Here is a 22,643-nt window from a genome sequence, read left to right as displayed (position 1 = left end):
ATATTAGTTTAACCAATTTCAGTGAAAAAAACAAGAGGTAGAATGATGAAATTTCAACAGCAATTTTCACAACAACAAAAACAGACGCAAAAGCTTGCTATGACGCAGAAATTACAGCAATCGATCCAAGTGTTGCAATTTTCTGCAGACGAATTATTGTCCTTCATAGATAACCAAGCATTAGAAAATCCATTGATTGATCTGGGGGAATATGATTCGCCCATCACACCAAGCAAAAGCAATGGCTCATCAGAACAATTGATGGATTATTTAAGCCAGATCCCTGACCAGCATACGTCTTTATTCGAATACCTCATTGATCAAGTGCATTTAAACTACCGAGATACCTTCTTGCGGACGATCGTTTTATTTTTAGTCGAGTACATTGATTTAAACGGCTTTTTGACGATTGATCTGGAAGAAGCTGGAAAACTTGTTGGTGGGACCCCAATCCAAATGCTCGATGCCTTGACCTTGATCCAGCAGCTAGACCCAGCAGGCGTCGGTGCTCGTGATCTAAGAGAGTGTTTGATGCTGCAAACGGAAAGAGATGACTATGCGCCGCCAATGGCCTATCTCATTTTAGAAGAATTTTTTACAGAAATGGCAGAGCGCAAGTGGGACAAAATCAGCAAAGCGCTGCAGATTCCATTAACTGAGATCCAAAAGGTCTTTGATTATGTTCAAACATTGACCCCCACACCAGGGGCTGCGTTTGGGTCAACCGATGGGCTTTACATCGTACCTGACCTGCGGGTGACGGTTGAAAAAGGACAGCCGATCGTGAAATCAAACAAACGCGCCTTGCCAGAGGTTCGCTTTCAGCAGCAATATTTTGATCAATTGAAGCAAAGCGGTGATCCAGAGGTATTAAGTTATTTAGACAATAAAGCCCAAGAGTTCGAGTGGCTGAAAAAGACCTTGCTGCAACGAGGGGATACCATCTATCGTGTCGGGGTGCAGATCGTTGCACGGCAAAAGGAGTTTTTCACTCAACCAGATCGCCCATTAAAGCCATTGGTTTTAAGAGAAGTTGCCGAAGAATTAGGGATTCATGAATCAACGGTCAGCCGAGCGGTCAACGGGAAATACTTGGAAACCTCCTTTGGGGTGTTTGAATTAAAACTATTTTTTGGACAGAAAGTTTCGACACAAGAAAGCGGTGATGACCTGACGACGGCATCGATCAAACAGCAGCTAAAAGCACTGATCGATGAAGAAAACAAAAATAAACCATTGTCAGATCAGAAGTTGACAGATGCCCTCAAAGCCCAGGGCATCGATATTTCCAGACGAACGGTGGCAAAGTATCGTGAAGCTATGAATATCTCAGGTTCTTCCAAGCGGAAACGATTCGAGTAAAGCAAAACGTACTATTAACGAGTAGGAAAGGCAGCAAAGCCTTTCCTTTTTTTATCGATCCTTTCCTCATTTTCAATTTATGACGATTTTATGAAAAGCAAGATTTTGTGACTGAAATAGTTGCGTATCAAGGCGATAAGTGCTACTATTATTGGTGTAGGAAACAGATTTAAATTTTTTTTTGCAATCGATGGGTCATTTTAAGTCATTGTAGGACGAAAATTGTCCAACGGGAGGATATAAAATGCTCGATGAATTAAAATTGATTGAGGCAATCACCCCGGATATTCTCGCTGTACTCCAGGAACGTTACCGTATCTTAAGAAATATTTATTGGATGCAGCCCGTTGGCCGCCGGACACTTTCGGAAAGTTTATCAATGACGGAACGCGTGTTGAGGACGGAAACAGATATCCTTAAAAAGCTAAAACTGATCGACTCTTCAAAAAGCGGCATGCAATTGACCGCCTATGGAGAAGAAGTGTACACGAAGATCGGTGCACTGATGGATCAGCTGTTCGGAATGCACCAAATCGAAAAACGATTATCAGAGACCTTTGGCATCGAACGTTGTTTGATTGCGAGCGGCGATGGTGATCGACAACCGAAAGTGATTGCTGAATTTGGCCAGTTGCTGAATGAATCGTTGGATCTCTTATTGCCAGAAGGCAAAAACACCATCGCAGTGATGGGAGGGACGACAATGGCGAAAGTTGCCGAGGAATTGGGCAATTTGGAAACCGCCAAACGTCATAACTTGTTTGTTCCAGCCCGTGGCGGTATCGGAGAATCAGTCAACGTGCAAGCAAACTCAGTCAGCTCAGTAATGGCGATGCAGACAAACGGCGATTATCGCTCCTTGTTTGTACCAGAACAATTAAGCATGAACACCTACGAGTTTCTCTTGAAAGAACCCGCCATCGTTGATGTCTTAAACTTGATAAGTCAAGCGAATTGTGTTATTCATAGTATTGGACGGGCGTTGCATATGGCGGCTCGACGAAAAATGTCAGAACAAGAAATTCTGATGTTAAAACAAAAAAATGCAGTTGCAGAATCCTTTGGGTATTTCTTTAACGAAGCTGGCGAGGTCGTCTACAAAGTTCCTCGCATCGGACTTCAATTAAAAGATTTGCAAAAAGTCCCAATCATTTTTGCGGTCGCTGGCGGACAATCAAAAGCCAAAGCGGTCAATGCATACATGAAAAATGCACCAAAACAAACCTGGCTCATCACCGATGAAGCTTGCGCAAATGAGATTTTAAAAGGGGCAACCCTTTAAAATAAATATTTTTATGATTTTCATAAGGAGGAAATCTTAAATGACAGTTAAAGTAGGTATTAATGGATTTGGACGTATCGGACGCTTAGCATTTCGTCGTATCCAAGAAGTAGAAGGAATCGAAGTTGTGGCTATCAATGACTTAACAGATGCTAAAATGTTAGCTCACTTGTTAAAATATGATACAACACAAGGACGTTTCAACGGTACAGTTGAAGTTCACGAAGGTTCATTCAATGTGAACGGAAACGAAATCAAAGTTTTAGCTAACCGCAACCCTGAAGAATTGCCTTGGGGCGAACTAGGTGTTGAAATCGTGTTAGAATGTACTGGATTCTTCACTTCTAAAGCAGCTGCTGAAAAACATTTAACAGCTGGTGCAAAACGTGTAGTTATCTCAGCTCCTGGTGGAAACGATGTTCCAACAATCGTTTACAACACAAACCATGAAACTTTAACAGGTGAAGAAACAGTTATCTCTGGTGCTTCATGTACAACAAACTGTTTAGCTCCTATGGCGAAAACATTGAACGACAAATTTGGTGTAGTTGAAGGATTAATGACTACAATCCACGCTTACACAGGTGACCAAATGACTCTAGACGGACCACACCCTAAAGGTGACTTCCGCCGTGCCCGTGCTGCTGCTGCAAACATCGTGCCTAACTCAACTGGTGCTGCTAAAGCGATCGGCTTAGTAATCCCAGAATTGAACGGCAAATTAGATGGTGCTGCTCAACGTGTTCCTGTTGCAACTGGTTCATTAACTGAATTAGTTACTGTTCTTGACAAAGAAGTAACTGTTGATGAAATCAATGCAGCAATGAAAGAAGCTTCAAACGAATCTTACGGTTACAACACAGACGAAATCGTTTCTTCTGATATCGTTGGTATGACTTACGGTTCATTATTTGATGCAACTCAAACAAAAGTTATGACTGTTGGCGACAAACAATTAGTTAAAACTGTTGCTTGGTACGACAATGAAATGTCATACACTGCACAATTAGTACGTACTTTAGAATACTTCGCTAACCTATAAGAGTTGCGAACGACTTTAATTTAAACCATCGCAAGAGAAAGCGGGGAAGCATCGCGCTTCTCCGCTTTTTTTAACAATTATGCTAGGAGGAATCTGTTCATGGCGAAAATGACAGTTCAAGATATCGATTTAAAAGATAAAAAAGTTCTTGTACGTGTGGACTTCAACGTTCCATTGAAAGATGGAGTGATCGGAGACGATACACGGATCAAAGCAGCATTACCAACAATCAATTACGTGATCGAAAACGGCGGAAAAGCAATTCTTTTCTCACACTTAGGTCGTGTGAAAGAAGAAGCAGATAAAGCTGGAAAATCTTTAGCGCCAGTTGCGAAACGTCTAGGCGAATTGTTAGGCAAAGAAGTAACTTTCGTGGATGAAACCCGCGGCGAAAAATTAGAAGCAGCGATCAACAACATGCAAGATGGCGATGTCGTTGTTTTTGAAAACACTCGTTTCGAAGACATCGATGGCAAAAAAGAAAGCAAAAACGATCCTGAACTAGGTAAATACTGGGCTTCTTTAGGCGATGTTTTTGTAAATGATGCCTTTGGTACCGCACACCGCGCACACGCTTCAAACGTAGGGATCGCTTCAACAGGTATCCCAACAGTTGCTGGTTTCTTAATGGAAAAAGAAATCAAATTCATCGGTGAAGCAGTCGAAGAACCAAAACGTCCAATGATCGCGATTCTTGGTGGAGCAAAAGTATCTGACAAAATCGGCGTAATCGAAAACTTGATTCCTAAAGCAGACAAAATCTTGATCGGCGGCGGAATGACGTATACGTTCTACAAAGCAAAAGGTATGGAAATCGGTAATTCTCTTGTGGAAGCAGACAAAGTAGAATTAGCAAAAGAATTGATCGAAAAAGCTGGCGATAAATTAGTATTACCAGTTGATTCAATCACTGCTGCTGAATTTTCAAATGATGTCCCAACAGAAGAACATACTGGTGATGTTCCTGAAGGACAAATGGGCTTAGATATCGGACCTGAAACTATCGCTTTGTTTGCTGAAACATTAAAAGGCGCAAAAACAGTCGTTTGGAACGGACCTATGGGTGTGTTTGAAATGTCTAACTTCGCAAACGGTACGATCGGTGTTTGTGAAGCAATTGCCAACCTTGAAGATGCAACAACGATCATCGGTGGCGGTGACTCTGCAGCTGCAGCAGAACAATTAGGTTTTGCTGACAAATTTACCCACATCTCAACAGGTGGCGGTGCCAGCCTTGAATTGCTAGAAGGAAAAACACTTCCTGGCCTAGCTGCGATCAACGATAAATAATCAATGACAAGCCGTGCAAAGGATCTCCTTTGCACGCTTGATAACGAAAAGGAGTGCCAGAACATGCGCAAACCAATTATTGCCGGAAACTGGAAAATGAACAAAACTGCGAAAGAAGCAAAAGAATTTGCTGAAGCAGTCAAAACAAAAATTCCTAGCAACGATACAGTTGACTCTGTGATCGGTTCGCCAGCTCTATTCTTAGAAACATTAGTGAATGCTGCTGAAGGAACAGAATTAAAAATTGCTGCTCAAAACAGCTACTGGGAAAATGAAGGTGCCTTTACTGGTGAAACTTCACCAGCAGCTTTAGCAGATTTAGGTGTTGACTATGTCATCATTGGTCATTCAGAACGTCGTGAATACTTCCATGAGACAGATGAAGACATCAACAAAAAAGCCAAAGCAATCTTTTCAAACGGCATGATCCCAATCCTATGCTGTGGTGAATCTTTAGAAACCTATGAAGCTGGCAAAACAGCGGAGTGGATCGAAGGACAAATCACTGCTGGCTTAGACGGTTTAACAGACGGTCAAGTAAGTAATCTTGTGATTGCGTACGAACCAATCTGGGCGATCGGTACTGGTAAATCAGCGGATGCAAACATCGCAGACGAAATTTGTGGCGTTGTCCGCAAAACCGTTGAAAAATTATACGGCAAAGAAGTTTCAGATAGCGTGCGTATCCAATACGGCGGTTCTGTAAAACCTGAAAACATTGCTGAATACATGGCAAAAGAAAATGTTGACGGAGCATTAGTTGGCGGCGCAAGCTTGCAAGCTGATTCATTCCTAGCATTATTAGATGCTGTAAAATAATTTCATTTTCATGAAAATAACATTTGCAGAATCGTGATTTTTTCACTACAATTAAGTTGTTCGCAAGGGGCTTTCCCCTTAAGATAAAACAAACTCAAAGGAGAGACAAAACATGTCAATTATTACTGATGTTTACGCACGCGAAGTCTTAGACTCACGTGGTAACCCAACTATCGAAGTAGAAGTCTACACAGAATCAGGTGCTTTCGGCCGCGGAATGGTTCCTTCAGGAGCTTCAACAGGTGAACACGAAGCAGTTGAATTACGTGATGGCGACAAAGCTCGTTATGGCGGTAAAGGTGTAACGAAAGCAGTTGACAATGTAAATAACATCATTGCAGAAGCTATCATCGGCTACGATGTACGTGACCAAATGGCTATCGATAAAGCAATGATCGCTTTAGACGGAACTCCTAACAAAGGCAAATTAGGCGCAAACGCGATTCTTGGTGTTTCTATCGCTGTTGCTCGTGCAGCTGCTGATTACCTAGAAGTACCTTTATACCACTACTTAGGCGGATTCAATACAAAAGTATTGCCAACTCCTATGATGAACATCGTCAACGGTGGTTCTCACTCTGACGCACCAATCGCTTTCCAAGAATTCATGATCTTGCCTGTAGGCGCACCTACATTCAAAGAAGGCTTACGTTGGGGTACTGAAGTATTCCACGCTTTGAAATCAATCTTGTCTAAACGTGGTTTAGAAACTTCAGTAGGTGACGAAGGTGGTTTCGCTCCTCGTTTTGAAGGAACTGAAGACGGTGTTGAAACAATCTTAGAAGCAATCAAAGCTGCTGGTTTAGAACCAGGTAAAGACGTATACCTAGGATTTGACTGTGCATCATCAGAATTCTACGAAAACGGTGTTTACGACTACTCTAAATTTGAAGGCGAAAACGGCGTAAAACGTACTGCTGCTGAACAAGTTGACTACTTAGAAGAATTAGTTAACAAATACCCAATCATCACTATCGAAGACGGTATGGATGAAAACGACTGGGATGGTTGGAAACTATTAACTGAACGCTTAGGCGACAAAGTTCAATTAGTAGGGGATGACTTGTTCGTTACAAATACTGAAATCCTTGAAAAAGGAATCAAAAACGGTATCGGTAACTCAATCCTGATCAAAGTTAACCAAATCGGTACATTGACGGAAACATTCAATGCTATCGAAATGGCGAAAGAAGCTGGTTACACTGCAGTCGTTTCTCACCGTTCAGGTGAAACAGAAGATTCAACAATCTCTGATATCGCAGTTGCAACAAACGCTGGCCAAATCAAAACTGGTTCTCTTTCACGTACTGACCGTATTGCAAAATACAACCAATTACTACGTATCGAAGACCAACTTGGTGAAGTTGCTGAATACAAAGGCTTGCAAGCATTCTACAACTTGAAAAATAAATAATTTCAGGTTGATCAAACATTTTCGTTTGGCTGTACTGAAATGATGGTAAAGTCCCCTCATGTTAAATGACATGGGGGGATTTTTTTACGAGTTTTTTCGGTATGCTAATTCTATGATAGACTATAGGAAAACTTAGTATTTTAGGAGAGAATGCTGATGAAAAAATTGTACATAAATAATGTAGCTTTAAAGGAAGCAGAACATATCGTTTCCGCTGCAGGAATTATTGACTTATTTCCAGAAGAAGTGATCCTCCAGTATAATTGGTTGATTACCGATTATTCAGGTGACACAAGTATTTTGCGTTCAAGTGAAAAGAAGAAAAATGGAAAGTCGCTTATTTGGCTGAGCGGCCATAATTTATTGGATGCAATCAAAGGTACTTATCTTTATGAAGGGGTACTAACTGGTTTTTTACCCAGCATTTCTTTGGGTGATCTTTTGATCTTTGGTTCATACCCTGAGTGGGAAGGCTGGAATCGTGATGTAGATCTTCCGTACATTCAGCATCCATTAGGCAGTTTAGAATTAATCATTGATGATGGTAGCTCGTATTCTGTCGTTACAGACGATACAGATCTATTGGTATATATAGAAAAGTATTGTAAGGATATAGCTGTGTCTGATTCATGTGATGAAAGACCAGACAGATTGTTTGGCGATCTTTATAGTCAACAGTTGCTACCCACAACTGTTGGCAACTGGTGGTTAACCTTTAACGGGGAGCCGATTTCTTTTAAAGTAATCGATGGTCATAGCAATTTTTCGAGTTACTACGGTGAAAGTCATCCAGATTGGGTCAACGAAATAATCGGTCGCTTTATCTTATTGCCTAATTTAAAAATGATCAAAGGGAAGGGAAAACTTGAGATAAAAACGGATCTTCCTCGACACTCTTTCCGTGATTTTGAAATCGTTAGTGGGCAAAGATACTATGGCGCGCAATATTTGTTAAAAAAATCTGCCAATAACCTTAATTTTGCTGTAACTCAATATTATGACGATGAGTGTTTCCTGAAAAAATCCGGGGGTGTATATCAACTTGACAGGTCTGACTCGGGATTCCCAGCTTATTTTATTGAGGGGAATCAAAGTCCAACTGATTTAAGATTTTGTGTGTCATGGGGTGCATTGGCTACTGCAGATTCTTTGTCCTTGGATGTGGCTTGTGACTTTGATCAAGAGGAGATTGCTCAAACTTTTAGTAATTAAAAGTGAATGAAAGCTATATAGAAAAAATCTGTTTCTAGTAGATGAACAAGGAACAGTTTTTTTCTATAGAAAGTAAGTTGAAAAATTAAGAGAACTTATAAATAGAGGGAAAATAACAGTAAGATTTTAAAGAATCAGCTAAAATTTTTGTAATCGAAAATGAAAATAATGTGATTGTTTATGAAAATTTTCATTTCCAGTTTACATTTATTATTTTTTTGACTAGTGAAATTTTAACGAGTTGCCCATCACTGCTGTTGCTCAAGAGTTTTGAATGAAAGAACTTTTATCACAAACAAAAGATTCTTTCTGGATTTTGAGTATTTATCATGAATAAATTGTTCTGTTGTTTTTTGAAACTAAAGAAATTATATTTCGTTTTCACAAGTTCTCCTGAGAGCAAGAATCATTTTATGGTTCTTGCTTTCATTTTTTTCACATAAACAAACTTTGAGGTATTTTGCATTTTGTCTTTTTTCCGATTAGGATAATCACCTGAGTAAAATTTGTTGTTTGGAGGAAGAGAAATGCGTACTTATGTGAAAAAAATATCTTACCCGATTGTTATGTTGTCTTTGCTTGTAATGTCCTATGTGACACCATTGTTACCAGTCGGTACAGCTCATGCGGACACCGAGGGAAACACCAAAATAATTCTATTTCAAAATGAAAAAGGAACAGCGCAAGTGACCTCATTACCAGATCCTACGACAGGAAAAATCACTTGGACGATCGAGGTAGAAAAGAATCAGCAGTCTGCTGCTAATCAACTGGCATTCAGCTTGAGTGAAGGAGAACAAATGGTTCTGCCAGAATCAATCCAAAGCAACGGCACGCCATTTACATATGATCCGCAAAGACAGCAGCTGATGGAAGAAACTACTAGCAGCTCCTTTAGCCAAATGACGCTAACGTTTCAAACAAAAGCTCTTGAAACATTGACAATCAAATCCGCATTTCTTCAAACAGATGAAGAAAATGGACAAGTGAAAGAAGACATTATCAACACAGCAGATGTAGCAGTTGTTCTACCTGACAATCAATCATCCACAGAAGCAACGAGTGCCGAAGCAGTGCTTGCTGACAGTCAGGAACAAACAGAGGCTTCCGAAAAACAGCCTGCCACAAAAAGCAGCGAGTCACAACCACAAGCAGAGTCAAATACCGCATCAACAGCAATCGAATCACCGCTTGATACACAAGCAAGTGCGCCAGCAGCTTCAAAACTATCAAGTGGCGGCAGCTTTAAAAATGATGTGCCAGAAGTTGATGACGTACTTCTAGGAGAAGCCCAGTATTTTCATATTTTTGCTAACCATGCGACGCTAAATACCCATACGAACGGAAACTTAGCAGTGGGAGAACTAAATGGCAATGTCAATTTTGGAACCAGTATTCAGGATGGTTCGTTGGCAACAAAAATCAATTATATTCAAAAGGTCAATACGATCGCAAATTCTTCTTTTGTGTCAGGAACTGATAGCAGAAAAAACAAAGTTGTCTTTGGCCCATCAGTCACAGTAGATTTAGCAGATCAAAATCAACAACCTGCCGTTTTTGTAAATGGACAGAGAATGGATCACTTGAAAACTTCCGAAGTTTTCCAAGATCAATCTGCAAGTGAACCGTATATAGATTTTAAAAAGGTATTTTCAACGTTACAGGCGACGTCAGAAAGGCTAGGAGTCTATCCGCAAACACCCGGTGTAACCAAAGATTTTACTGATAATAATCAGCGGGTCATCAATACCGCCCGTGCTGAAAATGATACGCAAGAGGTTGTTTTGACCTTAACGGATGAACAAGGCAACCCGCTTGATGACGGTGTTTACGAACTTCAAAATAAAAAGACACATAAAGAGGTTGATGAAGAGGTCACAAATGATGATGGACAAGTAATCGAAACGGATCTTCCAGAAGGGGACTATTCCTTTGTTGAAACAGAAGCGCCAGATGGTTATCTAATCGACAAGAAACCAATTTCCTTTTCGGCAGACACTATTGATGAAGAAGATCAAAAGGTAGTCGTTACTCTTTCAAAAACAGAATTAGAAAAAGATACACCAATTACCATCAAAGGGCTAACAAAAGGCTAACAAAAGGCACGTCTCCTGTACTCATCAATGTGGATACAGAAGGAGCAAGTACCGTTAATATCAAGTCGCAAATTAAACTAGAATATACAGATGGCACGACGCGCAATAGTCATGAAACAGAAGATTTTGATGATGCCGTTATCCTGTGGAATTTTATTAATCAGCCAGAAAATCAAATGATTTCGATTAATAGTCCCTTCCAAGGAACGATTTTGGCTGTTGGTGATACAGTTGATGTCCACCAAAATGTTGACGGCAGTATCATTGCTGATACGGTATTGGTCAATGCGGAAACCCACCGCTGGGATCTTCAAGCCAATGAAACGGTTGTACCGATAATCAAACTAGCTGCAATGAATCACCTGCTGTCTCTTGATACAACGACAGTCAGCGGAACCAAAACGTGGGACGATTATGACAACAAATTTAATACCCGTCCGACAAGCATTACGGTTCAATTACTGCAAAACGGTGAAGTGTTCCAAACAAAAACGGTTACCCCGAATAAAGAGGGGGAATGGCATTATGAATTTACCGATCTACCAACAACCGACGAATCTTGTCAGACCTATGACTACGCAATTCAAGAAACACCCGTTGATGGGTATACCACCAAAGTAAACGGCTATGACCTAGTCAACACCTACCGTAACACTGAAACGACAGAAGTATCGGGAACGAAGACATGGAATGACTACGACAACAAGTTCAATACCCGCCCTGAAAGCATCACTGTCAATCTGATGCAAAACGGCGAAAAATACGCAGAAAAAAATGTAAAAGCAGATAAAAAAGGCAACTGGACCTATCGCTTTGACAATCTGCCTAAGTATGATACCGAAGGAAAAGTGTACACTTACACGATCCAAGAAGAAAATGTTTCAGGATACACCAGTGAAATCAACGGTTATGATCTAGTCAATACGTACCGCAATACGGAAACAACAACAGTTTCAGGTACGAAAACATGGAATGATAACAACAATCAGCTCAACATCCGACCAAAAAGTATCACTGTCGAATTGATGCAAAATGGTAAAAAGATCGACAATCAAATCGTAAAAGCCGATAAAGAAGGGAACTGGACTTATCACTTCGAGAATCTGCCTAAGTATGATTCCAAGGGAAAAGCCTATGTCTACACGATTCAAGAAGCAACCGTTTCTGGATATATCAGTGAAGTAAACGGCTATGACCTAGTCAATACGGAAACAACCACAGTTTCAGGCAGAAAAACTTGGAATGACAACGACAACCAATTCAACACCCGCCCTGAAAACATCACTGTCAAGCTGATGCGAAACGGCGAAAAATACGCAGAAAAAAATGTAAAATCAGATAACCACGGCAACTGGACCTATCGCTTTGACAATCTGCCAAAATACGATGCCGAAGGAAAAGCCTATACCTACACGATCCAAGAAGGAAAAATTCCAGATTACACCACCAAAATAAATGGCTATAACTTAGTCAACACTTATACAGGGCCAGAGACACCAAAAACACCGAGTGATCCTAAAAAGCCGCAGGTCCCGTTGTCACCTAAAAAGCCAGATACTTCTAAACAATCGGAAGATGACAACAAGAATGACGCAAACCATGCGACTACTGAAAAACGATTGCCTAAGACAAACGAGCGCTCTTCTTATGAGTGGAGTATCCTTGAAAGTATTTTACTCGTTACAAGCGTTGGCATACTTTATCGACGAAAACATAGTTAACCAATTAAAACTTTGTCCTGCTTCTCTGCTAGAAGTCAGGGCAAAGTTTTTTTAAAGTATAGGACTTATTTAAGACGTGCGACAAAACTTTGGCCGAAATCCATTGTAAATGGTAAACTAAAATGAAGGGGGGATCCTATGGTTTGGCTATTGCTACTACTGCTTATTTTTGGTTTTATGGTGTACTATGTATATCGCACGTCTGTTTTGAAAAAGGGCGTACGCTATTTTGTTTCGGCGATCATTATGCGAAACAATGAATGGTATGAAAAAGAAGGCAGAAAGAAACTGGGGATTCCATACAAAGAGCGGATCGCAACAAAGAGTTCGGCTTTTTGGACACAAGGTTCGGAATGTACGGTAACGACCGCCGATGATCTGATCCTAACAGCGGAAGTCTTTGATCAGTGTGCAAAAACGTGGGTGATCTGCTTGCATGGGTATCGCAGTGATGGGCAAGCAGATTGTCAAGAGGCAGCCGAGAAATTCTGGTCTGCTGGTTACAATGTTTTGGTTCCTGATTTACGTGCACATGGTCGCAGTGAAGGCAAAGAGATCGGCTTAGGGTGGCTAGATCGGATGGATCTGCTTTTGTGGATCGATAAGATTTTGGAAAAAGACCCACAAACACAAATCTTCCTCTATGGTTTAGGAATGGGGGCTGCGACCTTACTGCTGGCTAGTGGAGAAGTCATGCCGGTGCAAGTGGCTGGGTTGATCTCAGACAGCAGCTATACGTCCGTTTACAGTGCGATCCGATCAAGCTTGCCGCAATTTTCTCGGTTACCGATCAAACGCTTTTTGCGCTTAGCGAATCGCTATAGCAAACAATTAGTCGGTTATCCCTTCTTGCAGATCTCGGTGACCCGACAAGTCGGCAGCAACCATTTACCTGTGCTGTTTTTACAAGGAGAAAAAGATTCGTTTCTTTCGGAAAAAGAGATCAATACCTTAATGGAAGCAACGGCTGGACCGAAACAAAAAGTCCTCTTTGCGAATATGGGACATTTACAGGCAGTGAAAGATGCACCAGAATATTGGCCAACCGTTTTGCAATTCATTGAGAATATCAAACAAAATACAGACATCGTCTGATAGAAAGGAAGAAAGCAATGGAAATCAAAGAAGAAAATAAACGTTTTGCTTTGTATGATGGAGAAAAAGAGGTGGGAGAAATCACATGGCAAGAAACGCCAGATGATGTTCTAGAAGTAGACCACACCTTCGTCAACCCTGATTATCGCGGCCAGCAATTGGCGCAAAAATTACTCAAAGCGGTTGTTGAAAAAGCAAGACGGGAAGAGAAAAAAATTATGCCTGTCTGCTCCTTTGCGGTCAAAGAGTTCAAAGAAAAACCAGAATACGATGACGTACTCGTTCGCTGATTTGAACGAAAGTGATCTATGAGAAAAAGGCTGTCAGAAAGGACAGTCTTTTTTTTAAACCGTCCTGCAAAGGTCAATGACAAAAAGAGAGTAGTAATTTCCAGCGGAAAATGCTAAAATGGAAAGGACGACTTTAGCAAGCAAGGAGGAGCTAACGTGTATAACATCTTATTAACTGCTGTGATCGTTATTTCGATTTTAATGGTCATTACGATCATGATGCAGCCTAGCAAGCAAAATAGTGCAGCTAGTGCCTTTACCGGCGGTGCAGATCAATTGTTTGGTAAGCAAAAAGCCCGTGGATTTGAAGCGGTGATGCAGCGTTCAACGGCCATTTTAGGTTTTGTTTGGATGGTCTTGCTCTTTATTTTGGCTTTTCTTTCATCAAACTAATCACTTTGTTAGCGAACCTCTCGTAAAGAGAGGTTTTTTTCTTTTTAACGGGAAGATTTTGATCGCATTTGTCGAAGTATTCTTGCTAACTATGGTAGAATTGGACGTGAGGTGAAAGGAAACATGAAAACATTTAATCAACCAAAACCGGTTTTTGCTGAACACGGCAAACGAGCGGTCATTTTGTTCCATGCCTATTCAGGCAGTCCTAACGATGTGCGCATGCTTTGTCGTTCGTTAGAACAAAAAGACTACACGGTTTATACACCGATGTTTACTGGACATGGTACACCGAATCCAGATGATATCTTAAATCAAGGAATGACTGTTTGGCAGCAGGATGCTGCGGATGCAGTTGCTTATGTGAAAGAAAAAGGCTATGAGGAAGTTGCCGTTCTTGGACTTTCGATGGGTGGGATTTTAGCGATGGATCGTTTGACGCAAGACCCAACATTGATGGGCGGCGGTCTTTTTTGCTCACCGTTATTTGAAACCAAGAACGAAGTACCAGTCAATTTTGAAAAGTATGCTGAAATGGTTATACCCTACGCTGATTTAGATGAGGCGACCCAAAAAGAAATATTGGCAAAAGTCCCTCGTAAGGTCAGAGAACAACTGCAAGGAATCGAAACAGTCGGACAAACCACAGCTGAGCATTTAGGAAAAATCGAGCGCCCAATCTTCCTGGCGCAAGCAGGAAGGGACCAAATGATCGATCCACAGACGGTTTTCAAAACCGCAGCGGCATTGTCCCATGTTCCCTATACGCTTCAATGGTATCCACAAAGTGGTCATGTGGTGACAGTTGGACCAGAACGGAAAAAATTAGAGCAGGATGTGTTTGCTTTCTTAGAAACACTTGCTTGGAAAGAGTGAGTTATGACAGAAACGATTAAAACAAAAATTATTCAGTTTCTCGAAGAAAGCCGTAAAAAAAGTTTTTCAATGGAAGAAATTGCTGAAGGTCTAGGACTTCAAAAAAGTACAGACTTTAAGAATCTTGTCCAGACAGTAGCGGCGATGGAACGAGAAGGCAGTGTGATTTTTAACAAAAAAGGCAAAGTGAAATTACCAATGAAACGAGTGTTTGTGGAAGGAACCTTCCGTGCCAACGAGCGGGGCTTCGGCTTTGTCACGTTGGATGAAGAAGAAGACGATATTTATATCCCTAAAGAAGCAACAGGCTATGCCATGGACGGCGACACCGTTGCTGTAGACATCGTGCATGTTGCCGATCCTTTTTCAGATCGCGGCGCAGAGGGAAAGGTCGTAGAAATCAAGCAACGCGCCATCAGTCAGTTGGTCGGCGAGTTTACATTATTTGACGAAAAAGAGATCGAAGAATCGGATCTATATGGCGTTGTTCAACCTAAAGATAAAAAACTAAGCGATTTAAAGGTGTTTATCGGCGCCCAAGGAATTCGTCCAGTAGACGGCAGCATCGTGATCGTTGAGATCAGCCATTATCCAGAAAAAGGCTATTCGAAAAGCTTAGAGGGGTTGATCACAAAAGTTGTGGGGCATAAAAACGATCCTGGAATGGATATTTTATCGATCGTCGTGGCGAATGGGATTCCCACAAAATTTGAGGAAGAAACCTTGGCAGCGGCAGATGCAGTACCCGATACGATCGATCCTGCTGACTTTCCAGAACGACGGGATTTGCGAGATCAACAGATCGTAACGATCGATGGAGCGGATGCCAAAGATTTGGATGATGCGGTGACGGTAAAAGCATTGCCTGACGGCAGCTTCTATTTGGGCGTGCATATCGCAGATGTTTCTTATTATGTGACAGAAAACAGTGCGTTGGACAAAGAAGCTTTTGAGCGGGGAACGAGTGTCTATCTAACGGATCGAGTGATTCCGATGATCCCACAACGTTTATCAAACGGGATCTGTTCGTTGAATCCGAATGTCCCAAGGTTGGCCATGAGCTGTGAAATGTGGATCAACCAAGAGGGGATCGTCACGGATTACAATATTTTCCAAAGTATTATTCAAACAAGTGCCCGCATGACTTATCAGGCAGTCAATCAAATTATTGAAGACAATGATCCAGAAACCAGCAAAGAATATGCGAAACTAGTACCGATGTTCCATGATATGGCCGCCTTGCACCACGTGTTAGAAACGATGCGGATCAAGCGTGGGGCGGTTTCTTTTGAAGACCGCGAAGCGAAAGTCTTGGTCGATGGAGAAGGGCACCCGCAAGAAATCGTTCTGCGAGAACGTGGCGTCGGCGAACGATTGATCGAGTCCTTCATGTTGGCAGCCAATGAAACCGTGGCGCGTCATTTCAATCGGAAGCATTTACCATTTATTTATCGGATCCATGAGGAACCAAAAGAAGAGAAAATGCGTCGCTTCTTTGATTTTGCTTCTGCTTTAGGGATTGTAGTCAAACAAACCAACGGCTCGATCTCACCAAAACAACTGCAAAAAGTGGTTGAAGATGTCGCAGATAAGCCAGAGGCAATGGTTGTCAATACGATGCTGCTCAGAAGTATGCAGCAAGCGAAGTATTCAGAAGAAAACGTCGGCCACTATGGTTTGGCAGCGGAAGATTATACCCACTTCACGTCACCGATCCGTCGGTACCCCGACTTGATCGTGCATCGCTTGATTCGTTCTTACAGTGAAGATGTCTCTGAAGCCAACCAAAACAAATGGGCTGAAATCTTGCCTGACATCGCAATGCACAGCTCCCAAATGGAACGACGAGCAGTCGATGCAGAAAGAGAAGTCGATGCGCTTAAAAAAGCTGAGTATATGGCCGATAAAGTAGGAGAAGAGTTTGACGGTATCATCAGTTCCGTCGTTAAGTTTGGCTTGTTTATTGAATTGCCTAACACGATTGAAGGGCTGATCCATATCAATAATCTGAAGCAAGATTACTTCCATTATTTGGAAAACCATCTGGCACTTGTAGGTGAACGGACAGGCTTGACCTTTAAAATTGGTCAAAAAGTTCGTATCAAAGTCGTGAAAGCTGATCCTGAAACAAGAGAGATCGATTTCGAATTGGTAGCAGCAGAAGAAGTCGAAAAACTGCAAGCACCAAAAGCCAACAAACGAAACAACCATCAAAAAAATGAAGCGAACCGTCGCGGGAAAAAACAACACAACCTTGAGAAAAAACAAGGGAAACGCTTTGAACAAACCGGTAAAGGCAAGTCAAAGAAAGCTGGCAAAGTGAAAAAGAAAAAACCTTTTTACAAAGGAATCAAGAAAAAATAAATGGAGGGATGGCCCGTGCCTAAAGGAGAAGGGAAATTAATCGCCCAAAACAAAAAGGCCCGCCATGATTACACGATCCTCGATACGATCGAAGCGGGGATCGTCTTACAGGGAACAGAGATCAAAGCGATCCGTAACAGTCGGATCAATTTGAAAGATGGCTTTGTACGCATTCGCAATGGTGAGGCATTCTTAGTCAATGTGCATATCAGCCCTTACGAGCAAGGAAACATTTTTAATCATGATCCACTACGGACAAGAAAACTGTTACTGCATAAAAAGCAGATTGCTCGTCTGGTTGGCGAAACAAAAAATACAGGCATGACGATCGTTCCGTTAAAGGTGTATATCAAGGATGGTTATGCCAAAGTTTTGATTGGTTTAGCGAAAGGAAAACGCGAATATGACAAGCGGGAATCCTTGAAACGCAAAGATCAAGAAAGACAAATTGACCGAGTTCTTAGAAATTTCTAATTTTCTAAGAACTTCTTTTAGAATCCGATAGAGGTTATTGCTTTGAAAATCGCGCTAAATTTGGTAGCATTTAAGGGAAAGCTGTTGATATAACAGGCTTTTTCTTCCACATAGCGACACGGGGATTTTTCATTTAATTTAGGATTTTTGGCATTGTGAGTTTTTTGTCTAATTTTCTTGAAAATGCTTTGAAATTTTCCATTCGTGGTGGTATGATACCGATTGTTATGAGAGGAAACGCATTGTAACACCAGATTTTTTTCTGGAGATGACAGGAAAAGAGGTGAGAAAGATTGGAAGATAAATCGCTTATGTTTCATATCGGTCCTATATGGTTTGATGGAACTGTAGCTATGATGACAATCATTTCTTGTATTATTGTTTTTTTGGTGGTCTTTATTTGTACACGTAATCTGCAAATGAAACCGAAAGGGAAGCAGAACTTCATTGAATGGGTCATTGACTTTGTTCGCGGTATCGTAGCGGACAATCTACCAGGATCTCAAGTGAACAACTTTCATTTGCTCGGTGTAACAATGTTTCTTTTTGTGTTTGTGGCAAATGAGATCGGGTTAGTCACAAAAATCGTGACGACAGATGACATTACCTTATGGAAAAGTCCGACAGCAGACCCGTTTGTTACACTGACACTCGCACTTATGGTTATTTCCTTGACACATTTCTTTGGGATCAAGTCGTTGGGCTTCAAAAATTACTTGATCAATTCATACTTGAAACCGGTGGGGTTCTTATTACCGCTAAAAATCATCGAAGAATTTACGAATGTCATCACGTTAGGCTTGCGTTTATATGGAAATATATTCGCGGGGGAAGTGTTATTAGGATTGATTGCCAACATGTTTATTAGTCTTGGTTGGTGGTCATTACCGATCGTGATGCCGCTAGAAATGATCTGGATTGGCTTCTCACTCTTTATTGGAGCGATCCAAGCTTATGTATTTGTTACATTGACCATGGTATTTATGAGCCACAAAATCGTGGCAGAACATTAATCGAATCGACATACAATTAGGAGGAAAAAAGAATGAACTTTATTGGAGCAGGATTAGCAATTATCGGAGCAGCAATTGGTGCAGGATATGGTAACGGACAAGTAATCGCAAAAACGATCGAATCAATGGCACGCCAACCTGAAATGTCAGGTCAACTACGCTCAACAATGTTTATCGGGGTCGCGTTAGTCGAAGCTGTACCGATTCTAGGGGTAGTTATCGCGCTGTTATTAGTCTTCCGATAAGACAAGCACGAAAAGGCAGAAACGAACAATTGCACTCGTTTTTGCTTTTTTCTAATGAAACAATGACTTTCAGAAAGGAAGAATCGTTATGCTAAATCAGTTGGTTATAGCGGAAGTTCAAAATCCAATGCTTGGCAATATTATCGTTGTCAGCGGATCAATTCTTCTTTTGCTATTCTTATTGAAACATTTTGCATGGGATGCCATCAGCAGCATGATGCAAAAACGGGAAGATAAAATCGCCAATGATTTGGATTCAGCGGAACAATCACGCTTGAATGCAGCAAAATTAGAAAAAGAACGCCAAGAAAAATTGGCACGTTCTCATTCTGAAGCTGCGGAGATCATCAAGAGCGCCAAAGATAGCGGGGAATTGAGTCGACAAAATATTTTGAGCGAGACCAAAGAAGAAGTGGCTCGTTTGAAAGAAAAAGCAAACTCAGACATCACCCTTGAAAAAGAAACTGCGTTAAAAGAAGTGAAAGATGATGTTGCAGAACTTTCGCTTCAAATCGCAGAAAAAATCTTAGGACGCGAATTGACTCCCGAAAATCATGAATCCCTAATCAATCAATATATCGAAGGATTGGGTTCAGTTAATGAAACTCGATAAATTCACGGTGGGAAAACGCTATGGAAAAGCCTTGTTCGAATTGGCGATGGAAGAACAGCGCTTGACAGAAGTTTACCAAGAATTAATGACCTTGCGTCAGATTTATCAGGAGATTCCAACATTCGGTCAGATCGTGACGGATAACCGCTTGGATCTCCATGAAAAAAGACAATTAGTCGATCAATTGCTGAAGGGCTTTGAAGGCTTGGTCAGAAATTTCTTAGAGATCGTTTATGAATATGATCGCATGGATGATCTATTGCTGATCATTGATGAATACGAACGTCGTTACGATGAATATCAAGGTCTTGTTCTCGGAACGATCACAACGGCTGTTGCTTTGTCAGCAGAACAAAAAAGCAAAATCGAAAAGCAAATCGCCGATAAGCTTGGGTACAAGCAGGCACAATTGAAAGAAACGGTCGATCCAACGATTTTAGGCGGAGTCATCGTTGAAGCAAATCATCAAGTGATCGACGGTAGTATTAAGAGCCAACTGGATTATCTGCGACAAAAAATCGGCAGATAAACAAGAGATAAGAGGTGAATCGGATGGCCATCAAAGCAGAAGAAATTAGTGCCTTGATCAAAGAGCAAATTAAAAATTATCAGAACGAACTTTCTGTAGAAGAAATCGGTACTGTCACATATGTTGGGGACGGGATCGCCCGCGCCCACGGTTTAGAAAATGCCATGAGTGGAGAACTGCTTGAGTTTTCAAACGGTTCTTATGGGATGGCACAAAACTTAGAATCAAACGACGTCGGGATCATCATCCTAGGTGATTTTGAAACCATTCGTGAAGGAGACAAAGTAAAACGAACCGGTAAAATCATGGAAGTTCCTGTCGGCGATGCATTAATTGGCCGGGTAGTGAATCCATTAGGGCAACCGATCGATGGCTTAGGTCCGATCGAAACAGACAAATCACGCCCAGTTGAAGCAGCCGCACCAGGTGTAATGCAACGGAAATCCGTATCGGAACCAATGCAAACAGGGTTGAAAGCTATTGATGCTTTAGTGCCAATCGGACGTGGACAACGGGAATTAGTCATCGGTGACCGAAAAACCGGGAAAACAACGATTGCGATCGATGCGATCATCAACCAAAAAGGGCAAGACATGATCTGTATCTATGTCGCTATTGGCCAAAAAGACTCAACGGTTCGTGCACAAGTAGAAACATTACGCCGTTACGGTGCACTTGATTACACGATCGTTGTTTCAGCAGGTGCTTCACAACCAGCACCATTGCTTTACATCGCACCTTATGCCGGGGCAGCAATGGGAGAAGAATTCATGTATAACGGCAAACATGTTTTGATCGTCTTTGATGACTTATCAAAACAAGCAGTCGCTTACCGTGAACTTTCTCTACTTCTACGCCGTCCGCCAGGTCGTGAAGCATACCCAGGGGATGTCTTCTACTTGCACTCTCGTTTATTGGAACGTGCAGCGAAATTAAGTGATGAACTAGGTGGCGGATCAATGACGGCACTGCCGTTCGTTGAAACGCAAGCGGGAGATATCTCAGCCTATATCCCAACCAACGTGATTTCTATCACAGATGGACAAATTTTCTTAGAAAATGACCTGTTCTATTCAGGTGTGCGTCCTGCCGTAGCGGCTGGATTGTCCGTTTCACGGGTTGGTGGTTCTGCACAGATCAAAGCGATGAAGAAAGTTGCTGGAACCTTGCGTTTGGACTTGGCAAGTTACCGCGAGCTAGAAGCCTTCACACAATTTGGGTCTGATCTAGATGCTGCGACACAAGCCAAATTAAACCGCGGTCGTCGTACCGTTGAAATCTTAAAGCAAAAACTACATGAACCATTGGCAGTCGAAAAACAAGTCGTGATTCTTTATGCGTTGACGCATGGATTCATTGATAGTGTACCTGTCAATAAACTATTGGACTTTGAAGCAGAATTATTTGAGTATATCGAAGCAAACGCAGCAACGATTTTTGAAACCATTCGGACAACGAAAGACTTGCCAGAAGAAAGCTTGTTAGATGACACCATTAAAGCATTCAAAGATATTTTCATGGCATCCAACAGTTCTCGGGTGACACCGCAAGATAAAATATCGACAATGCAAAACGCATAAAAGAGGTGAGAGAAAATGGCTGCTTCATTAAATGAAATCAAGCAACGAATTGCCTCAACAAAGAAAACCAGCCAAATCACAAAGGCCATGCAAATGGTTTCAGCTGCAAAATTAACAAAATCTGAAGCTCATTCGAAACAGTTTCAAGTGTATGCCAACAAAGTACGTGAAATCGTTACGCATTTGACTGCGCAGCAGCTTTCCGATCTTGCAGGTTCTGGTCCTAAAGATGGTGTGAACTATAACAGTATGTTGGTTAGTCGCCCGGTCAAACGCACAGGCTATATCGTCATCACTTCTGATGGCGGTCTAGTGGGCGGCTATAATAGTTCCATCTTAAAACAAATGATGACCATGCTGGATGAAGACCATGCAAAAGAAGAAGAGTATGTCATGATTGCCATTGGTGCAACTGGCGCTGACTTTTTCAAAGCACGGGGCATCAATTTGGCGTACGAGTTAAGAAACCTTTCGGATCAACCAAGCTTTGATGAGGTACGTAAAATCGTAACATTGGCAACCACGATGTACCAAAACGAGGTCTTCGATGAATTATATGTGTGTTATAACCATCACATCAATTCATTGACTAGCCAATTTCGTGTGGAGAAAATGTTGCCGATATCCGATTTAGATCCTGAAGAAGCCGAAAGTTATGAACAAGAATACTTGTTTGAACCTTCCAGAGAAGCGATTTTGAATCAATTACTGCCTCAATACGCTGAAAGCTTGATTTATGGTGCGATTGTTGACGCAAAAACAGCCGAGCATGCTGCCGGAATGACAGCGATGAAAACAGCAACAGATAATGCCAAAAATATTATTGGGGACTTGACGATCTCATACAACCGAGCGCGCCAAGGAGCGATCACCCAAGAAATTACTGAAATTGTGGCGGGGGCATCCGCGTTAGAATAGTTTCAAGAACGAATG

At 41.5% G+C, this 22,643-nt stretch carries 21 protein-coding genes; all 21 read left to right on the top strand.

Going from position 1 to position 22,643, the window contains the following annotated elements:
* Positions 1 to 42 precede the first annotated feature (42 nt).
* The 21 genes from rpoN to IGJ25_RS13980 all read left to right on the top strand — a co-directional run bounded on the left by rpoN (position 43) and on the right by IGJ25_RS13980 (position 22,628).
* Positions 43 to 1,362 carry an RNA polymerase factor sigma-54 gene (gene rpoN, locus IGJ25_RS14080; RefSeq protein WP_225000568.1) on the top strand — a complete coding sequence of 440 codons (1,320 nt, stop codon included), beginning with the start codon at positions 43 to 45 and terminating at the stop codon, positions 1,360 to 1,362.
* A gap of 244 nt (positions 1,363 to 1,606) precedes the next feature.
* Positions 1,607 to 2,644 carry a sugar-binding transcriptional regulator gene (locus IGJ25_RS14075; protein ID WP_005228675.1) on the top strand — a complete coding sequence of 346 codons (1,038 nt, stop codon included), beginning with the start codon at positions 1,607 to 1,609 and terminating at the stop codon, positions 2,642 to 2,644.
* Positions 2,645 to 2,684: 40 nt separating this feature from the next.
* Complete coding sequence (gene gap / locus IGJ25_RS14070; protein WP_005228677.1) at positions 2,685 to 3,686, top strand: type I glyceraldehyde-3-phosphate dehydrogenase; 1,002 nt, start codon at positions 2,685 to 2,687, stop codon at positions 3,684 to 3,686.
* A 99-nt stretch (positions 3,687 to 3,785) separates the two neighbouring features.
* Positions 3,786 to 4,976: a phosphoglycerate kinase gene (locus IGJ25_RS14065; protein WP_005234355.1), complete on the top strand. Its 1,191-nt coding sequence runs from the start codon at positions 3,786 to 3,788 to the stop codon at positions 4,974 to 4,976.
* A gap of 63 nt (positions 4,977 to 5,039) precedes the next feature.
* Entirely contained in the window at positions 5,040 to 5,795 is a 756-nt protein-coding gene (tpiA, locus tag IGJ25_RS14060) for a triose-phosphate isomerase (protein ID WP_010749804.1), read from the top strand.
* Positions 5,796 to 5,907: 112 nt separating this feature from the next.
* Positions 5,908 to 7,209 carry a surface-displayed alpha-enolase gene (eno, locus tag IGJ25_RS14055; protein WP_005228686.1) on the top strand — a complete coding sequence of 434 codons (1,302 nt, stop codon included), beginning with the start codon at positions 5,908 to 5,910 and terminating at the stop codon, positions 7,207 to 7,209.
* Positions 7,210 to 7,365: 156 nt separating this feature from the next.
* Positions 7,366 to 8,421 (top strand): hypothetical protein, encoded by a 1,056-nt coding sequence (locus IGJ25_RS14050; RefSeq protein ID WP_081116360.1) that lies wholly within the window; start codon positions 7,366 to 7,368, stop codon positions 8,419 to 8,421.
* Positions 8,422 to 8,948: 527 nt separating this feature from the next.
* Positions 8,949 to 10,517, top strand: a complete 1,569-nt coding sequence (locus IGJ25_RS14045; RefSeq protein WP_438779415.1) for a prealbumin-like fold domain-containing protein — start codon at positions 8,949 to 8,951, stop codon at positions 10,515 to 10,517.
* 29 nt (positions 10,518 to 10,546) lie between these two features.
* Positions 10,547 to 12,238 (top strand): Cna B-type domain-containing protein, encoded by a 1,692-nt coding sequence (locus IGJ25_RS14040; RefSeq protein ID WP_225000566.1) that lies wholly within the window; start codon positions 10,547 to 10,549, stop codon positions 12,236 to 12,238.
* A gap of 138 nt (positions 12,239 to 12,376) precedes the next feature.
* On the top strand, positions 12,377 to 13,333 hold the full coding sequence (locus IGJ25_RS14035) for an alpha/beta hydrolase (RefSeq protein ID WP_225000565.1): 957 nt from the start codon (positions 12,377 to 12,379) through the stop codon (positions 13,331 to 13,333).
* A 17-nt stretch (positions 13,334 to 13,350) separates the two neighbouring features.
* On the top strand, positions 13,351 to 13,623 hold the full coding sequence (locus IGJ25_RS14030; protein ID WP_015510184.1) for a GNAT family N-acetyltransferase: 273 nt from the start codon (positions 13,351 to 13,353) through the stop codon (positions 13,621 to 13,623).
* A gap of 156 nt (positions 13,624 to 13,779) precedes the next feature.
* Positions 13,780 to 14,016: a preprotein translocase subunit SecG gene (secG, locus tag IGJ25_RS14025; RefSeq protein WP_005228700.1), complete on the top strand. Its 237-nt coding sequence runs from the start codon at positions 13,780 to 13,782 to the stop codon at positions 14,014 to 14,016.
* Positions 14,017 to 14,139: 123 nt separating this feature from the next.
* Entirely contained in the window at positions 14,140 to 14,892 is a 753-nt protein-coding gene (locus tag IGJ25_RS14020; protein ID WP_005228701.1) for an alpha/beta hydrolase, read from the top strand.
* A gap of 3 nt (positions 14,893 to 14,895) precedes the next feature.
* Positions 14,896 to 17,256, top strand: a complete 2,361-nt coding sequence (gene rnr, locus IGJ25_RS14015) for a ribonuclease R (RefSeq protein WP_081116363.1) — start codon at positions 14,896 to 14,898, stop codon at positions 17,254 to 17,256.
* A 15-nt stretch (positions 17,257 to 17,271) separates the two neighbouring features.
* Entirely contained in the window at positions 17,272 to 17,730 is a 459-nt protein-coding gene (gene smpB / locus IGJ25_RS14010; protein ID WP_081116364.1) for an SsrA-binding protein SmpB, read from the top strand.
* Positions 17,731 to 18,023: 293 nt separating this feature from the next.
* Positions 18,024 to 18,743, top strand: coding sequence for a F0F1 ATP synthase subunit A (atpB, locus tag IGJ25_RS14005; RefSeq protein ID WP_008380872.1), 720 nt, complete (start codon positions 18,024 to 18,026; stop codon positions 18,741 to 18,743).
* A gap of 32 nt (positions 18,744 to 18,775) precedes the next feature.
* On the top strand, positions 18,776 to 18,988 hold the full coding sequence (atpE, locus tag IGJ25_RS14000) for an ATP synthase F0 subunit C (protein WP_005228705.1): 213 nt from the start codon (positions 18,776 to 18,778) through the stop codon (positions 18,986 to 18,988).
* A gap of 88 nt (positions 18,989 to 19,076) precedes the next feature.
* Positions 19,077 to 19,601, top strand: a complete 525-nt coding sequence (gene atpF, locus IGJ25_RS13995) for a F0F1 ATP synthase subunit B (protein ID WP_005228706.1) — start codon at positions 19,077 to 19,079, stop codon at positions 19,599 to 19,601.
* The gene (locus tag IGJ25_RS13990) at positions 19,588 to 20,130 is read left to right on the top strand and encodes a F0F1 ATP synthase subunit delta (protein ID WP_010749797.1); all 543 of its coding nucleotides are present in this window, start codon (positions 19,588 to 19,590) and stop codon (positions 20,128 to 20,130) included. Before atpF ends, IGJ25_RS13990 begins: the two co-directional genes overlap by 14 nt.
* Positions 20,131 to 20,153: 23 nt before the next feature.
* Complete coding sequence (atpA, locus tag IGJ25_RS13985) at positions 20,154 to 21,710, top strand: F0F1 ATP synthase subunit alpha (RefSeq protein ID WP_005228708.1); 1,557 nt, start codon at positions 20,154 to 20,156, stop codon at positions 21,708 to 21,710.
* A gap of 15 nt (positions 21,711 to 21,725) precedes the next feature.
* Positions 21,726 to 22,628, top strand: a complete 903-nt coding sequence (locus IGJ25_RS13980; protein WP_005228710.1) for a F0F1 ATP synthase subunit gamma — start codon at positions 21,726 to 21,728, stop codon at positions 22,626 to 22,628.
* The last annotated feature ends 15 nt before the right edge of the window (positions 22,629 to 22,643 follow it).

Origin of the sequence: Enterococcus sp. DIV0240d (genome assembly GCF_051711245.1) — a bacterium.
GTDB lineage: Bacteria > Bacillota > Bacilli > Lactobacillales > Enterococcaceae > Enterococcus_D > Enterococcus_D casseliflavus.
Note: the sequence above shows the minus strand (reverse complement) of the source record. Positions and strands in the feature narration are given on the sequence as shown.